Below are 14,622 nucleotides of genomic sequence, written 5' to 3'. Positions count from 1 at the left end.
AAAAACCATCTCAACTAGATAAATGGGCATTGATTTTGCACATTTATTCCTAAAACTAGTTTGATAACACAGAAAAGTTTGCAAAGCAAAGGTGTTTTAGCGTGAGTGAAACGAAGGCATGGAGAAATCACATGAGATTTCTTCGCTCGTTCCACTAGATCAAAATAGGCAATTTTTTTACTTTGTCAACAATCTGCACTATACAAAATATAATTTTATTTTACATAAGATATAAATATCTAATAAAATTTATAAATTTCAACTATGTAAAATAAAAAGATTGGTTCAAATTTTAAAATTTTTCTATTATTGCCTCGACATTATCAATTCAAATAAAACAAATTTATGTGATCAGAATTCTTATATTTAAATGAATAATTTTTTACAACAGACATTTATTTTTACATTTTACACTAATCAGTTAATAAAAAACTTTTATAATTTTTAGTTTTAAACATAAGCTCAACATTTATTTTCATAATGATTTTACAAGTTTCATTTTTCCAAATATCAAATTTAAAATATAAGTTTTAAAGATTTAATAATAGAAAAAATTTTTATAGCTTAGATTTTAAAGTTTATCCATATTCTTATTGATTTCATTGGTTTTTTTATATTTTCGTAGAGAAGTTTCTTCATCCATTTATTTTAAATTTTTAGAAAATTTTAATTGATAATGCAAATCATTCTTGACATTTGTTATTTTTATTGCTAATATTTAGTTGTCGATAGTTAATTAACTAAAAATACAAATTTATAAATTAAATAATAAGGAGAATAAAATGAAAAATAAAAAATCACTTAGTTTAATTGCCCTTTTATCTTTGGGCCTTGTTATGACAGCTTGTCAAAAAGATCAAAAAAATGATGAGACTTCAAGTTCAAATGTTTCTCAAGAAATGAAAAAAGATGATGCTTCTAATAAAAGCAATGATTCTTCTGATGCTGATAAGGAAAAATCTAGCGAAGTAAGCCTTGCTGACTGGGAAGGCGAATGGAATGATATGGGCGGATATCTTGACAAAGATGAAGTTCAAAGTGCTTTTAAAACTTTAGCTGAAAAAGAAAAAGTTGATGAAAAAGAAGCTAAGGAAAATTATTTAAAGAAAAGAAAATGTGATTTTGGTGGTCTTGAAATAAAAGATAATAAAATCAAATTCTTAAAAGATTTCCCTGATAAAAAAGGTGAAGTTATCGGTGAGAGCGAATATAAATATGTTGGAAAAGAAGAAGTTGAACATGGTGGTCATAAATTAGAATGGGATATTTTTGAAGCTGTAAATGATGATGCGCCTTATAAATTTATTCTTATGATGCCAATTCATGGGGAAGAAAGTCTAACACATTTCCATATGAGATATGGTGATGATAAGGAAAGTTTATTAAAAGATGAAGGATGGTTCCCTACTTTTGTAAAACCAAATACAACTGATGCACAAATAATTGATGAAATTACTGAATAGATTATGTGGGTTGAAATTTTTCAACCCTCTTTCTAAGGAGGAAGAATGAAAAAAAGATATATAAGTTTTTTTGTTTTCTTGCTTTTTCTTTTTAGCTCTTGTGCAAACAAGAATGAACACTCTTCCGATAAACCTTTGGTTTATACTTCCTTTTATCCTGTTTATGAAATGACAAAAATGATTGGTGATGACACGATAGATGTAGAATCTTTTATGCCCCTTGATAAGCAACCTCACCTTTGGGAGCCAAGTCCTAAAGATATGAAAAAACTTGCAAAATGTGATCTTTTGGTTGTAAATGGCGCCAATATGGAACCTTGGCTTGATAAGGTTAAGGAAAATTTACCAAATCTTGATATTTTAAAATTATCTGATTCTGTTGACCTTATTACTTATAAGGGAGCAGCAGCTATCGGTGATTTTCAATATATGTCCAAAGTAAATTTAAAAAAAGGAAAAAATAAATTTGATTTTGGTCACACTCACGAAGATATGATGAGGGTTGCCTTTATAAAAGATGATGGTACTCGTGGAGAAAATTTGGTAAAAAAATGTAAAGATATAATGGGCCAAAAGGGAGAGCTAATTCATCAAAAAGAAACTTTCGATCTTGAAGAAGGAAAGGTTTATGGACTTGAAATGGGACATGAATCTGGAGAAATTTTCTTTAATATTCCAAAAGATGGAGATTATATTTTTATAAGCGACAGGATAAGTGAAGATCTTCTTCCATATAATTTGGTTGGAAGTAATGGTAAATTTTTAAAAGATGAAAAAAGAGAAGAACCTTTGATGGAAGGTTCATCTTCTGGATTTGATAAAATAACTTATGATCCCCACTCATGGTTATCCATTACCAATGCAAAAAAATATTTGAATGCTATCAATGAAAAATTAACCGAAAAATATCCGAAAAATGAAAGAATTTATAGGAAAAATAAATTAAAGTATGTTGATAAACTTACTGATATTGATGCAAATTATAAGGAAAAATTTTCAAAAATTGACAAAAATAAAAGAAATTTCTTGGTAATTCATTATGCCTATGCTTATATAGCAAGAGATTTTGATTTGATTCAATATCCACTTCAAGGTCTAACAAGTTTAGAAAATCCTAGCCTTAAAACTATAAAAAAAGCCATAGACTTTTCTGAAAGCAAAAATGTTTCCACAGTTTTTTATGAATATGGACAAAATCCAAAACAAGCTCAGGCTTTGGCTGAAGAAATTGGTGGAAAAATCTCTCCTCTTGCTTCTATGGAATATGTTAATAAGGAACAGGAGAAAGGTAAACTTAATTATATTGATCTTATGGAAATGAATCTTGAAAATCTCTACAAATCTATGACCGAGGAGGAAAATAATGAAAGCAGTATCAATAAATAATTTGAATTTTTCTTATTCACAAATTCCTGTTTTAAAAAATTGCAATTTGAATGTTGATGTTGGTGAATTTACGGTAATTCTTGGTGGAAATGGTTCAGGTAAATCAACTTTAATAAAGCTTATGCTTGGAGAATTAAAAAGTAATAGTGGAGAAATTAAAATTCTTGGCAAAAATATTGAAGATTATGTTTCTTTTAAAGACATTGGCTATGTCCCACAAATAAATATAGTAAATAAAATTGCCTTTCCTATAACTTGCCTTGAACTAGTTTCATTAAATCTTTATGAAGAATTTGGTCTTATTAAAATCCCTAAGAAAAATCATTACCAAAAAGCAAAAGATATACTAAAAAAAATGGGTATGGAAAATTATATCAACACTCCTGTAAATGAATTGTCGGGAGGTCTTGCTCAAAGGGCGATGATTTCAAAAGCTATGATAAATGATCCAAAAATTTTAATTCTTGATGAACCGACAGCAGGAGTTGATAAATATTCTAAGGACCATTTTTTTGAAACAATAGATTTTCTTTCAAAAAAATTTAATGTAACTATAATTATGGTTACTCACGAATTAAAAGAAATGGAATCTTTAAATATTAAAATGACAAAATATGAAATGATAGAAGGGAGTTTGAAAAAATGCTAGAATTTGCTTTTATGAGAAAGGCACTTATTTTGGGATTTTTACTTTCTATTATGATTCCTATAATAGGAATTGTAATGGTAAATAGAAAAACTTCCATGATAGGTGATGCCCTATCTCACACAGCTCTTGCTGGAGTTGGAATGGGATTAATATTAGGTTTTGATCCTCTTTTGGGATCATCAATTGTTTGTATTGTAGCTGCCTTTTTGATAGAACTTATAAGAAAAAAACTTCCCCAATATGGAGATATGGCAACAGCAGTTATTATGAGTACTGGTTTAGGAATCGCAGCCATTCTTTCAGATTTTGCTCCAGGTGGAAATTCTTTTGAATCTTACCTTTTTGGATCAATTTCATCAGTTACAGATAGAGATATAGTAAATACAAGTATTGCCTTTATTTTGGTTTTAATATTATCAATTTCAAGATATTCATCTCTTTTAGCTATAGCGATAGATCCAAATACAGCTAGGCTTTCTGGAGTAAAAGTAAAAAGACTTGATGCATCTTTTACTCTCCTTGCAGCCATAACTATAGCCTTGTCTGTAAAAATAATTGGAGCTTTAATGGTTACAAGCTTAATAGTTTTACCAGTAGCAACAGCCTTAATTATTGCTAAAAGTTATAAACAAACATTTTTTATAACAATTACACTCGGCGTAATCTATATGATGCTTGGTATTATTCTAAGTTATCAATTCGATATAAAACCCGGTGGAGCAATTGTTGTAAATGCAATAATAGGAATGTTAATATTTGTTTTATATAAAAAGTTAAGAAAAAATAAAGTATAAAAATTGGGCTTTTACAGAATCTTATATTTTGTAAAGCCCATTTTAAATTTAAAAATTTCACTTAAATTCAATTCGATTTTATAACTTTAATAAAATTAATATTTTAAATATAGATTAAATTGATTTATAAATGTTTTTTTGGTAAACTGTTTATATATTGTGCAAATGTTTTCTAATGGAGATTATCTTATGAAAATTTCATAAAAAAATACTCTTATCAATCATATTTGTCCTAATTATTCTTTTTATTATCGCCATTATTACTTATTATTCTTTTAAATAATCACAAGGAGCCTTAATGAAAATAAAAATTGAACTATTACTTATTATAAGCTTATTTTCTATATTTGTAGGATGTAATATCATAAAAAATGAAAAAAATTTTTCTGAAGAAGAAATAAAAAAAGACGCCTTTATTATGTATAATCCTAAAAAAGAAAATGCAAAAAGCATTGAAACTTACAAGTCTTCTATGGCTGATGAGCTTTTTGAAGATACTTATGCTTACAAAATTTATGAAAAAAATAAGGAAAATCTTGGCAAAACTCGTGATATTCTTATGGAAGAATGCATTGATTACGCAAATAATTTGTATTTTATTTTTAGCTCTGATCTTGAAAAAATCAAAAAAAATAAGGGAAGTCTTAGGGCTAATTTGACTAATGAAAACGGCGAAGAATCTATCGAAAAAAGTTTATACGAAACTCAGCTTTTGGCAATTTGTGACACTTCTTCCAAACTTTATTATGCAATAAATGATTTAAAACTTGTAAATGATTTGATGGGAAATTCCTCTGATGATTTAAAAATTTATACAAAAGATTTTGTTGAAAAAAACGGGGAAAGTTTGCTTGATGACCAAATGAAAAATTTTGGTTTTGCTTATAATGATAAGGCTAAAGAAACTATAGAAAATCTTATAATATCCTATCTGGATGAATTTAAAAAAGATCTCCCTCACAAAGATGGAGATAAGACAAATATTAAAATCGAAAAAGAAGTTAAGCTCAGCATGGAAAAGCTTGAAATTTTGAAATATTTTGATGATTTAGAAAAAGCAGTAAGAAAAGTTTATAAGGAAGATTAGCTTATGATTTAATGAACAAAAAATAATTATAATGGGTTTGATTTTGCCCTTACTTGTTTCATGCAAGGAAAATTTATTGTAGAAAATCATCTTGATGAAACTTGCTACATATTAATATTAACAAATCCAACCATAATTTCAAAAACAGGAGAAAGCGAACTTAATTCAGATTATCAAATTGAGAAGGATTAGAATAATTTTTAAAAATAGGCTTAAATAAATTTTTAAGCCTATTTCTATACTAAAATTTGTGTAATTAAATAATTGTCCAAATCTTTTAACTACTTTATTAAATCTTCTAAGACATCTCCACTTAATTTTTTAGGATTCCAACCAATTATAGCTAAATTTTCCTTTGTATGGTCATTTAAATAATTAATCCATTTTACTTCTTCATTTGCTTTTGATTTTAGGATTTTATTTGTTGTGTTTGAAGCATATAATGAGGAATTTATAAGCCACCATTTGCTAAAAATTCCTGCTCTTTTTAAATCTTCTTCAAGTCTTAAAGCTTCATAAACTGGAGTTGGTTCTGCAAGTGTTACTATTATAACTTCTGTTTCTTTTTCATTTTTAAGTCTTGGCAAAAGTTTTTAGTTGATTCTGGAATATCTCCATTTGAACGCATTATTTCTTGGTTATAACTTTGGGTTGATTCTAATAATAAAAGAGTGTGGCCGGTTGGAGCTGTATCAATTACAACTATTTCCTCCTCACTTTTTTCTACAATATCTGCAAAAGCTCTAAAAACTGCTATTTCTTGTGTACAAGGTGATCTTAAATCTTCTTCTATATAAGAAAGATCATCATTTGACATAGTTTCTTTCGCCTTTTGTAAAACTTCTTTCCTATATTTTTCAAGCTCTAACTTTTCATCAATATGACTTACTGATAGATTTTCATTTTCTTTTATTGTATATTTTAAATGATCTGCTGGATCAGTTGTTGTAAGATGAACTTTCTTTCCTTTTTTTGAAAGTCCAAGAGCTATAGCCGCTGCCACAGTTGTCTTTCCTACTCCACCTTTTCCCATTGTGAATATAACTTTCTTATTATTTTTGTACAAATCATCTATTATATCTTTTAATTTTTATCAATTTTTATTTCTTTGTCAAAAGTTTTTCTGTATAAGTATCTTCATCAAACAAGGCCCTAAGATTTGAAATTCCTGTTATATTATATCCTCTTAAAGGTATAAGATAATTTTGTAATTTTTTTAAATTTTTTGGCATTTTTTCTAGGGATTCTTTTTGTTTTTCATAATAGACCTTGGATATTTTATCATCATATATAGTTAATAGGCCGTTTACCAATAATATTTGATTTTTAATACCTATATCTTTTAATTCCTTTGAAGCCCTATCAGCTTCTTTTAAAGGACCATCTTCTGGTCTTGTTACAAGGATTAAACTTGTTTTATATTTATCAGATAAAGTTTCTACAGCTTTTTTATACATACCTTTTTGACTTTCAAGACCTGATAGTTGTCCCAAACAAGATACACCTTGGGTATTATCTTCAATAAAATTATCCCAAGCTTGTGGAAGTTGTAACATTCTTAAAGTGTGGCCGGTTGGTGCTGTATCAAAAATAATAAAATCGTATTTATCTTCAGTTTCTTTATCTGTAATATATTTTGCAAATTCATTAAAAGCTGCAATTTCTACAGTACATGATCCAGATAATTCTTCTTCCATTTTATTTATTACACTATCTGGAAGTTTACCAATATAGGGAGATACTATACTTTTCTTATATTCATCTGCTGCCTTAATTGGGTCTAAATTTGCAACAAACAAACCTTCTACTTCTTCAATTTTTGTAATTTCATTATCTAATTTTTCCACAAAAATATCTTGGAGGTTTGAGGCCGGATCTGTGCTTACCAATAAAACCTTAGATCCCTTTTCACATAAATTAACAGCCGTAGCACAAGCAGTGGATGTTTTTCCAACTCCTCCCTTTCCTGTAAAAAATATATATTTTCCTAATTTTATTTTCTCAGGACTAAATTTTTCCATAAAATACCTTCTATTCCTTAACAACAACATCCACTATCAGAAGAGCATCCACAAGAACTTTCTTCTTCATTTTTTTATCAATTTTATAGATAAAATTTCTTCAAATTCTTCATTTGAAGGATATGCTCCACTTTTTATTATTTCATCATCAACCATTGTAAGAGGAAGAATATCTTCTCCCTTTTCGTTTAAAATTTCATTTACCTTTTTATTTTCAACAAATTCTTGAGGGGCATTGTTAAGATTAAATCTTTTTATATCTATTCCTTTTTATCTAATTTTTCTACTAGGCTTGACATTCTTAAAAGCTCAGGGTCAACACTTACCCCACAAACTCCTGTTGAGCAACACATCGCTGGTTCATATATTCTTATTTTTTCATAATTTTCTCCTTTTATTTTTTTTGAGGAAATTTAAATCTAAATATAGATACATTTAAATTTATCTATGTATTTGAGCAAAAAAATTATTTTTTGCAGATACAATCTAGGCTGGATTCAAATATTTTTCCCAATAAATTATAAAGTTCATCTAGATTTTCTTTGTTTACAATATAAAATACATTTTTACCCTCCTTGCGACTTTTTATTATATTCGCATCTTCAAGTTTTTTCATATCACTTGATAAGGTTGGTTGGCTTATATCAAATTTTTCTAGTATTTCACAAGCACAAAGCTCCTCGCATGATAGCATATCTACAATTTCAAGTCTTTTGGGATCACTTAGAACTTTTAATTTTTTAGAAATATTTATATATTTATTATCCATTTCTCTCCTCCTAAAATTTATTTTACCACACATATAGAAATTTTTCTATGTGTTTTTTGTTCCATTAAAAACTGCTGTAAAATTTTTACAGCAGCTTATTTATATTTTTAAGAAATAGGTATTTCTTCTTTTATTTTTTCTTTTTTGTTGGCAAAATTTATTTTTCCTTCTTTTACTGTAAGATTTATTACCATATCTTTTGATAATTTTCCTTCCAAAATTTCTTCTGCCAATTGGTTGTCAATTTTATTTGTGATGTGACGTTCAAGTGGTCTTGCCCCGTATTCTTTTGAAAATCCGCCTTCTGAAAGTAAATCAACTACTCTCTTGTTGTAATTTATTTCTATTCCAAGATTTTTAAGTCTATCTTTTGTTTCTTCAAGTAAAATTTTTGTAATTTCCTTGATAGCATCTTTATCAAGTGAATTAAACATTATTATATCGTCAAGTCTGTTTAAAAATTCTGGAGCAAAGGCGTTTTTTATTGCCTTATTTATTATTTCCTTATTTGAATCGTCAATTTCTTTTTCCACATCTCCGGTTCCAAATCCAATTTTTGGATTTTGATTTAAAGAAGAAACTCCAACGTTACTTGTCATAATTATAATTGTATTTTTAAAATCTACAGTTCTTCCTTGACCATCTGTCAAACGTCCATCATCAAGAATTTGTAAAAGCAAATTGAAAATATCTGGATGGGCTTTTTCAATTTCGTCAAATAAAATTACAGAATATGGATTTTTTCTTACAGCTTCTGTAAGTTGACCGCCTTCTTCGTAACCAACATATCCTGGAGGAGATCCAACAAGTCTTGACACAGCAAATTTTTCCATATATTCACTCATGTCCATTCTGATTAGATTATCCATATCTCCAAATAAATTTTTTGCCAAAGATTTTGCAAGATATGTTTTACCAACTCCTGTTGGCCCTACAAAAATAAATGAACCTATTGGTTTTTTTGGATCTTTTAAGCCAACTCTTGCTCTTTTTATAGCGTGAGAAATTTTATCAATCGCCTTATCTTGACCTATAACTTCTTTTTTAAGGTCAATATCAAGATCCATATATTTTTGTTTTTCGTCTTCTGTTAATTTTGTTATTGGAACTTTTGACCAAGATGAAACAATTTTTGCAACTTCATCAAAAGAAATTTTTAAATCTGTTTTGTTTTCTTCTTTTTCTTTTTCAAGTTTTTCGCGAGTTTCATTTATTTGATCTCTTAGGCTTGCGGCTTTTTCAAAATTTTGCTCATTTATAGCTATATTTTTTTCTTCAATGAGCTTATCTAAAATTTCTTTATTTGAAACTTGATTTTTATTTTCCTTATAATTTTTAATTCTTTCTTTTGAACAAGCCTCATCAATTACGTCAATCGCCTTGTCTGGCAAAAATCTATCTTGGATATATCTTTGTGATAAATCTACAGCAGCTTTTATGGCTTCATCTGTAATTTCTACCTTGTGATGGTCTTCGTATTTATCTTTCAATCCTTCAATTATTTTTATTGTGTCATCTTTATTTGGCTCTTCGACATGAACTGGTTGCATTCTTCTAGTTAAAGCTTGGTCTTTTTCTACATGCTTTCTATATTCATCAATTGTTGTCGCACCAATTATTTGAATATCGCCTTTGGCAAGAATTGGTTTTAAAATATTTGCTGCATCCATAGAGCCTTCGCTTGCTCCAGCTCCCAAAACCATGTGAAATTCGTCAATAAATAAAACTACATCTTCTCTTTGTTCAAGTTCTCCAAATAATTTTTTAAGTCTATCTTCAAAATCTCCACGATATTTTGTTCCAGCAATCATGCTTGCAAGATCAAGAGATACAATTGTTTTTTCTTTCATAACAAAAGGAACTTTTCCATCAACAATTCTTTGAGCAAGTCCTTCGATTATTGCTGTTTTTCCAACTCCTGGATCTCCAATCAAAATCGGATTGTTTTTTGTTCTTCTTAAAAGAATTTGAATAACTCTTTCAACTTCATCTTCCCTTCCAATAACTGGATCAATTTTTCCAGCCTCTGCCATTTCATTTAAATTTTTGGCGAATTTTTTTAAATTTTCGCTCAAATTATTAGATGTATTAGAAGATTTTTCTTCCTTTTGCAAACGAATCAAATTGTCTCTGATAATTTTTTTATCAAGACCTGACAACATAAACATTAAATTTGTAAATGAATCATCGTCATTTAAAATTGCAAGAAGAACATCTTCCTCGCTTGCAGAAACTTTTTTTCTTTTTTGGGCAAAAAGTCTTGCCCTATCAAAAATTTGTCTTACTTTATTAGAATATTCCTTTGCAGGCCTTACCGCAGAGCCTTTGCCAATATTATTTATTACAATTGACCTTAAAAGTTCGTAATTTGCACCAGCTTCTTCCAAAGCCTTTGTCGCAAGAGAACCTGTTTTCATAAGAGCCAAAAGCAAATGTTCAACTCCTATATAATCGTGGCTAAGAGAATAGGATTCCCTTCGAGCCTGACCTGTTAGCCTATTTAATTTGTTATTTTCCATTATCTAGCCTCCATGTACGAATTTAAAAATTCATTTCTTTCATTGTCACGGTTGCCCTTGTACTTATCCTTTGTAATATTGAAAATCAAATACTCAATTTCTTGATTTGATAATTTTGTTTTAAAACCCAAAATATTATATTTTTTTAAATCATAAAGACAATTTATCATACTGGTTAGGGTCTTTAAATTCTTACTTTCTAAATTATCTTCCAAAATTTTTATAGAATCTTTTATATCTTCATCATTTAATCCATTTAAAGATTGGAAATCTCTCCTAAATCTTCTCTCATTTCTAACGACTGTATCTAAAATATTTTCAAAATTTTCCAAATATTCGTCCATTTTCTCCCTATAATTTCCGAAATTTTTCAAAATATAAATATCATCGTCATAGGATTTAAAATATTCTGGAACAAATCTTGTAAGATAAATTCCATCATGAGCAAGACTTGATTTTAAAGTTAGATATGCTTGGGTATTATCCAAAAGTCCAAACAAAAATAATTTAAACCTTATTTCAATTCCATTTCCACAATCTCTACCAAAACTTGTCAAATATCCATATTGAGGAGAAAAAGAAAAATCAAATTTTTTATCCAAATCTTCTTCAATTTCCATCGCCCTTTCATAAGCAAGTTTAATTTCTTCTCCAAAATTTGAAATATTTATAGAAATATGATCCTTATCATTTATAACAAGAATATAATCATCCTCAAAAACAAAACCAATCACAGCTTCTTTATTTTTTGAATCTTCTGTAATTATTCCTGCATTAATAAGTTTATTTAAAGTATTTTCATCTATCTCATCTAAAAGTATCAATTCATCCCCATAAATCCCCCTAAATTTTTCAATAATTTCTAGAGAATCTTTTTCCGAAAGACTTATGGGAAAATTATATCCTTCAATATTTCTTTTCAAAGATAAGTTGTTTTCAAGTATTATGTCCTTATAATAATCTATCAATTTCTCACCTTCATATTTAATTCATCTATTTTTTCTTTAAGATCTTGAGCCTTCTCAAAATCTTCAATCTCAACTGATTTTTGCAACTGTTCTTGCAAATTTTTAATTTTTATTGCCACTTCTCTGAAATCTCTGTGTTTTTTTGGAAATTTTCCGTCATATTTTTTCAAATTATTTACAGCCTTCAAAATTTCTACCGTAAGTTTTTTGTCGATTTCATAGCAATGAGGACATCCAAAAACTCCACTTTTTATATTTGTCAAAGAATTTCCACACTTTGGACAAGTTTCTTCTTTTAATGATGAAAAATAATCATAGGAAAAATTATTTTTGGAAATTTTATAATCATAATAAGAATCTATAATTTGATCCAGGCTTGGAACAAATTTATCTACCAAGCTTTTCCAATCAAAATTATTTATATCAATATCTTTTTCATTTCCATCAAAAAGAAAATTTCCTTCGCCTTTGGATAATTTTTCCATACAATCATTGCACAAGTGGAAATCATGTTCTATGCCATTTATAATTGCTTTTACAGTTACATTTGCTTCGTTGTCGCATCTGTCACACTTCATAATTAACTCCTTATTAGAAAGCTCAGTAAAATATTTTTTACTATATCATGCCTTACTAAATTTCTCTTATTTTTTTCTACATTCATAAGGGACTTGTCAAGGATAGCATAGACTGCAATTCCCAATTCATTTTCGTTCATATATCCCTTGTTAAAAAGTTCTGTAAAAAAACTTTTTGCCCTTTCCTCAGTTAATTCTTTATCTAAATTTTTAATAATATATTTTATATAATCATCTTCATCTTCAACTATAGTAATAATTCTTATAAAGCCGTTGCCGCCTCTTTTGCTTTCAATTAAATATCCATTGTATGGAGTAAATCTTGTAGAAAGCACATAATTAATTTGACTTGGAGAACACTCAAACCTTGTTGCCAAATCATTTCTTCCAATTTCTACAAAACCATCTTGAGTATCTTCCAAAAGAGCTTTCAAGAATTTTTCTATATCAGACGTTAGTCCTGCCATAGATTTACCTCGATTTCTTTGACTTTCTCTGACCTTTCAAATAATAAATAAAGATTCAATTCGAATCTTATTTTTATTGTACACTAAAATAGTATAGATTCAAGAATGTTGATATGCAATAAAAATATAAAAAAACAAGGCCAAATATTTTAAAATATTTTAGCCTTGTTAATTTTTTTAATCATCTCGCCTATTGCCAAACAAAATCCAAAGTCTTAAAAATTGTAAGGCAGTAGAAATTGTAGCTGCCACATAAGTTAAAGCTGCAGCTTTTAGCATATCTTTTGCATAATCATTTTCAACACCAACAAGCATGCCCGATTCATTTAAAACTTTCAAAGCTCTCCTTGATGCATCAAATTCTACAGGAAGAGTAATAATTTGAAAAATTAAAACAAAAGAAAATAAAAATATTCCAATGCTAATTAATTTTCCCATAGAAAGAAAGATTCCCAATAAAATCATAGGAAAAGATAATTTTGAGCCAAGATTTACTGCAGGAATCAAGAAAGATTTTATTTTTAAAGGAATATAGCCTTTTTTGTATTGAATAACGTGACCGCACTCATGAGCTGCAACCGCAAGAGATGCAATTGAAGTGTCAGTCATAGAAGTTTCTGATAAAGCAATTTCTTTACTAATAGGATTAAAATAATCAGACAAAGATCCTCCAACTTTTTAATAGAAATATCATTATAAGAATTTGTAGATAAAATATATCTTGCAGCATCAAAACCTGTTATAGATTTTTGAGTTTTTATTTTTTTGTACTTATCAAATTTTCTTTGAATATTAGCTTGAGCAAGACTACTAATAAAAAGTCCAATCAAAACTAAAAAATAAGTTCTGTCAAAATAAAACATAATTTTCTCCTTTTATTTTTTTCAATATACTACAGGGATTTTTTATTTCAATTGTAAAAAAATAAAACACAAGGAAATTAGAAATTTAAAATATAAAGATAATAAAAAGAGCTATTGATTTAAATATGCAAAAAATCAAATAAAATCTTTGAAAATATTTCCCAAAATAAAAAGACCCCTTTGGGCCTTTTTATAATATAGAAAAGAATAAGTTAGTCCTAGTTTTCTATAGGGAAAACTATAAGGAATTAATAATGAAAAACCTAGCTATTTACTAGCTAATATTATTATAGCATGATTTTTTAAAAATGCAAACTTTTTTCACGAATTTTTACATCCTTTTGTTTTCAATATTTATAAGATAAATTTTCGTTTTCCTGAAATTATTTTATTTGTATTTGTCTACTTCTTTTTGAAGTTTTTCTGCATGCTCGCTGTCTCCCAATAAAACTAGGGTATCATCTTTTTTTATTTTCCAATTTGCATCTGGATTTATAACCATTTCTCCATCTCTTTTATAAGCTATTACCATCATTTTATATTTTTTTCTAAAATCTATTTCTTTTAGAGATCTTCCTACAAGCTCATCGTAGGCTTTTAATTCTAGCATAGAATAATCATCTGAAAAATGGAAAAATTGTAGAAGATTTGATCCTGCAATGCTTCTTGCAAGCTTTTCTCCCATATCAATTTCTGGAAAAATTATTTGATCTGCTCCAATTTTTTTCAAAATTCTTGCGTGATTTGTTGATGTTGCTTTGGCTATAATTTTTTCTACATTATGGTCTTTGGCAAATAAAGTTGCAGCCATTGACGCCTCAAGACTTTCTCCTGTTGCTATTACTGCCACATCAAAATTTCCAATTCCTAATTCTTCTAGCGCTTTGTCATTTGAAATATCGCATTGGACAGCACTTGTTACTTTGTCTGAAATATTTTGAACTAAATCATAATCTTTGTCCACCGCCATAACTTCTAATCCGTCTTCAAAAAGTTTTGTTGCAACTCTTTCTCCAAATCTTCCGATTCCTAAAACTATTACACTTTTTATCATTTTT

General features: G+C 28.1%; 13 protein-coding genes and 3 pseudogenes. 6 read left to right on the top strand and 10 right to left on the bottom strand.

Going from position 1 to position 14,622, the window contains the following annotated elements; translation table 11 throughout:
- Positions 1-782 precede the first annotated feature (782 nt).
- From I6H46_RS03260 to I6H46_RS10255, 6 genes are all read left to right on the top strand, one after another.
- The gene (locus I6H46_RS03260) at positions 783-1,463 is read left to right on the top strand and encodes a ZinT/AdcA family metal-binding protein (protein ID WP_200226146.1); all 681 of its coding nucleotides are present in this window, start codon (positions 783-785) and stop codon (positions 1,461-1,463) included.
- A gap of 45 nt (positions 1,464-1,508) precedes the next feature.
- A complete protein-coding gene (locus I6H46_RS03255) occupies positions 1,509-2,849 on the top strand; it encodes a metal ABC transporter substrate-binding protein (protein WP_200226144.1) in 1,341 nt (446 codons plus the stop codon).
- Entirely contained in the window at positions 2,827-3,498 is a 672-nt protein-coding gene (locus I6H46_RS03250) for a metal ABC transporter ATP-binding protein (RefSeq protein ID WP_019119013.1), read from the top strand. Before I6H46_RS03255 ends, I6H46_RS03250 begins: the two co-directional genes overlap by 23 nt.
- Entirely contained in the window at positions 3,492-4,292 is an 801-nt protein-coding gene (locus tag I6H46_RS03245) for a metal ABC transporter permease (RefSeq protein ID WP_004839695.1), read from the top strand. The genes I6H46_RS03250 and I6H46_RS03245 overlap by 7 nt, the downstream gene beginning before the upstream one ends.
- Positions 4,293-4,590: 298 nt before the next feature.
- A complete protein-coding gene (locus I6H46_RS03240) occupies positions 4,591-5,379 on the top strand; it encodes a hypothetical protein (protein ID WP_200226143.1) in 789 nt (262 codons plus the stop codon).
- Between the two features lie 60 nt (positions 5,380-5,439).
- Positions 5,440-5,571 carry a hypothetical protein gene (locus tag I6H46_RS10255; RefSeq protein ID WP_004839693.1) on the top strand — a complete coding sequence of 44 codons (132 nt, stop codon included), beginning with the start codon at positions 5,440-5,442 and terminating at the stop codon, positions 5,569-5,571.
- Positions 5,572-5,660: 89 nt separating this feature from the next.
- Here I6H46_RS10255 and I6H46_RS10650 read toward each other — a convergent pair.
- From I6H46_RS10650 to I6H46_RS03195, 10 genes and pseudogenes are all read right to left on the bottom strand, one after another.
- Positions 5,661-6,412, bottom strand: a pseudogene (locus I6H46_RS10650) (ArsA-related P-loop ATPase).
- Positions 6,413-6,479: 67 nt separating this feature from the next.
- Positions 6,480-7,400 carry a TRC40/GET3/ArsA family transport-energizing ATPase gene (locus I6H46_RS10645; protein WP_325100613.1) on the bottom strand — a complete coding sequence of 307 codons (921 nt, stop codon included), beginning with the start codon at positions 7,398-7,400 and terminating at the stop codon, positions 6,480-6,482.
- Between the two features lie 66 nt (positions 7,401-7,466).
- A pseudogene (gene arsD / locus I6H46_RS03230) lies at positions 7,467-7,753 on the bottom strand (arsenite efflux transporter metallochaperone ArsD).
- Positions 7,754-7,866: 113 nt separating this feature from the next.
- Entirely contained in the window at positions 7,867-8,169 is a 303-nt protein-coding gene (locus I6H46_RS03225; protein ID WP_039920662.1) for an ArsR/SmtB family transcription factor, read from the bottom strand.
- 107 nt (positions 8,170-8,276) lie between these two features.
- Positions 8,277-10,688, bottom strand: a complete 2,412-nt coding sequence (locus tag I6H46_RS03220) for an ATP-dependent Clp protease ATP-binding subunit (protein WP_200226141.1) — start codon at positions 10,686-10,688, stop codon at positions 8,277-8,279.
- Complete coding sequence (locus I6H46_RS03215) at positions 10,688-11,656, bottom strand: ATP--guanido phosphotransferase (RefSeq protein ID WP_019119016.1); 969 nt, start codon at positions 11,654-11,656, stop codon at positions 10,688-10,690. The genes I6H46_RS03220 and I6H46_RS03215 overlap by 1 nt, the downstream gene beginning before the upstream one ends.
- The gene (locus tag I6H46_RS03210; RefSeq protein WP_004839686.1) at positions 11,653-12,234 is read right to left on the bottom strand and encodes a hypothetical protein; all 582 of its coding nucleotides are present in this window, start codon (positions 12,232-12,234) and stop codon (positions 11,653-11,655) included. The genes I6H46_RS03215 and I6H46_RS03210 overlap by 4 nt, the downstream gene beginning before the upstream one ends.
- Before the next feature lie 2 nt (positions 12,235-12,236).
- On the bottom strand, positions 12,237-12,701 hold the full coding sequence (locus I6H46_RS03205; RefSeq protein WP_019119017.1) for a CtsR family transcriptional regulator: 465 nt from the start codon (positions 12,699-12,701) through the stop codon (positions 12,237-12,239).
- Between the two features lie 177 nt (positions 12,702-12,878).
- A pseudogene (locus tag I6H46_RS03200) lies at positions 12,879-13,564 on the bottom strand (zinc metallopeptidase).
- 388 nt (positions 13,565-13,952) lie between these two features.
- The gene (locus I6H46_RS03195; RefSeq protein ID WP_200226139.1) at positions 13,953-14,618 is read right to left on the bottom strand and encodes a potassium channel family protein; all 666 of its coding nucleotides are present in this window, start codon (positions 14,616-14,618) and stop codon (positions 13,953-13,955) included.
- Between the last annotated feature and the right edge of the window lie 4 nt (positions 14,619-14,622).

It is taken from the genome of Anaerococcus obesiensis (genome assembly GCF_016599815.1).
Taxonomy (GTDB): Bacteria; Bacillota; Clostridia; order Tissierellales; family Peptoniphilaceae; genus Anaerococcus; species Anaerococcus vaginalis.
This window is presented reverse-complemented; position numbering and strand designations above follow the sequence as displayed.

What these genes read in the sequence shown, in the direction of transcription:
- I6H46_RS10645 (WP_325100613.1), bottom strand. Translation starts at nt 7,400, where the DNA reads ATGGAAAAATTTAGTCCTGAGAAAATAAAATTAGGAAAATATATATTT.
- I6H46_RS03210 (WP_004839686.1), bottom strand. Translation starts at nt 12,234, where the DNA reads ATGAAGTGTGACAGATGCGACAACGAAGCAAATGTAACTGTAAAAGCA.
- I6H46_RS03255 (WP_200226144.1), top strand. Translation starts at nt 1,509, where the DNA reads ATGAAAAAAAGATATATAAGTTTTTTTGTTTTCTTGCTTTTTCTTTTT.
- I6H46_RS10255 (WP_004839693.1), top strand. Translation starts at nt 5,440, where the DNA reads ATGCAAGGAAAATTTATTGTAGAAAATCATCTTGATGAAACTTGCTAC.
- I6H46_RS03240 (WP_200226143.1), top strand. Translation starts at nt 4,591, where the DNA reads ATGAAAATAAAAATTGAACTATTACTTATTATAAGCTTATTTTCTATA.
- I6H46_RS03250 (WP_019119013.1), top strand. Translation starts at nt 2,827, where the DNA reads ATGAAAGCAGTATCAATAAATAATTTGAATTTTTCTTATTCACAAATT.
- I6H46_RS03245 (WP_004839695.1), top strand. Translation starts at nt 3,492, where the DNA reads ATGCTAGAATTTGCTTTTATGAGAAAGGCACTTATTTTGGGATTTTTA.
- I6H46_RS03205 (WP_019119017.1), bottom strand. Translation starts at nt 12,701, where the DNA reads ATGGCAGGACTAACGTCTGATATAGAAAAATTCTTGAAAGCTCTTTTG.
- I6H46_RS03225 (WP_039920662.1), bottom strand. Translation starts at nt 8,169, where the DNA reads ATGGATAATAAATATATAAATATTTCTAAAAAATTAAAAGTTCTAAGT.
- I6H46_RS03195 (WP_200226139.1), bottom strand. Translation starts at nt 14,618, where the DNA reads ATGATAAAAAGTGTAATAGTTTTAGGAATCGGAAGATTTGGAGAAAGA.
- I6H46_RS03260 (WP_200226146.1), top strand. Translation starts at nt 783, where the DNA reads ATGAAAAATAAAAAATCACTTAGTTTAATTGCCCTTTTATCTTTGGGC.
- I6H46_RS03220 (WP_200226141.1), bottom strand. Translation starts at nt 10,688, where the DNA reads ATGGAAAATAACAAATTAAATAGGCTAACAGGTCAGGCTCGAAGGGAA.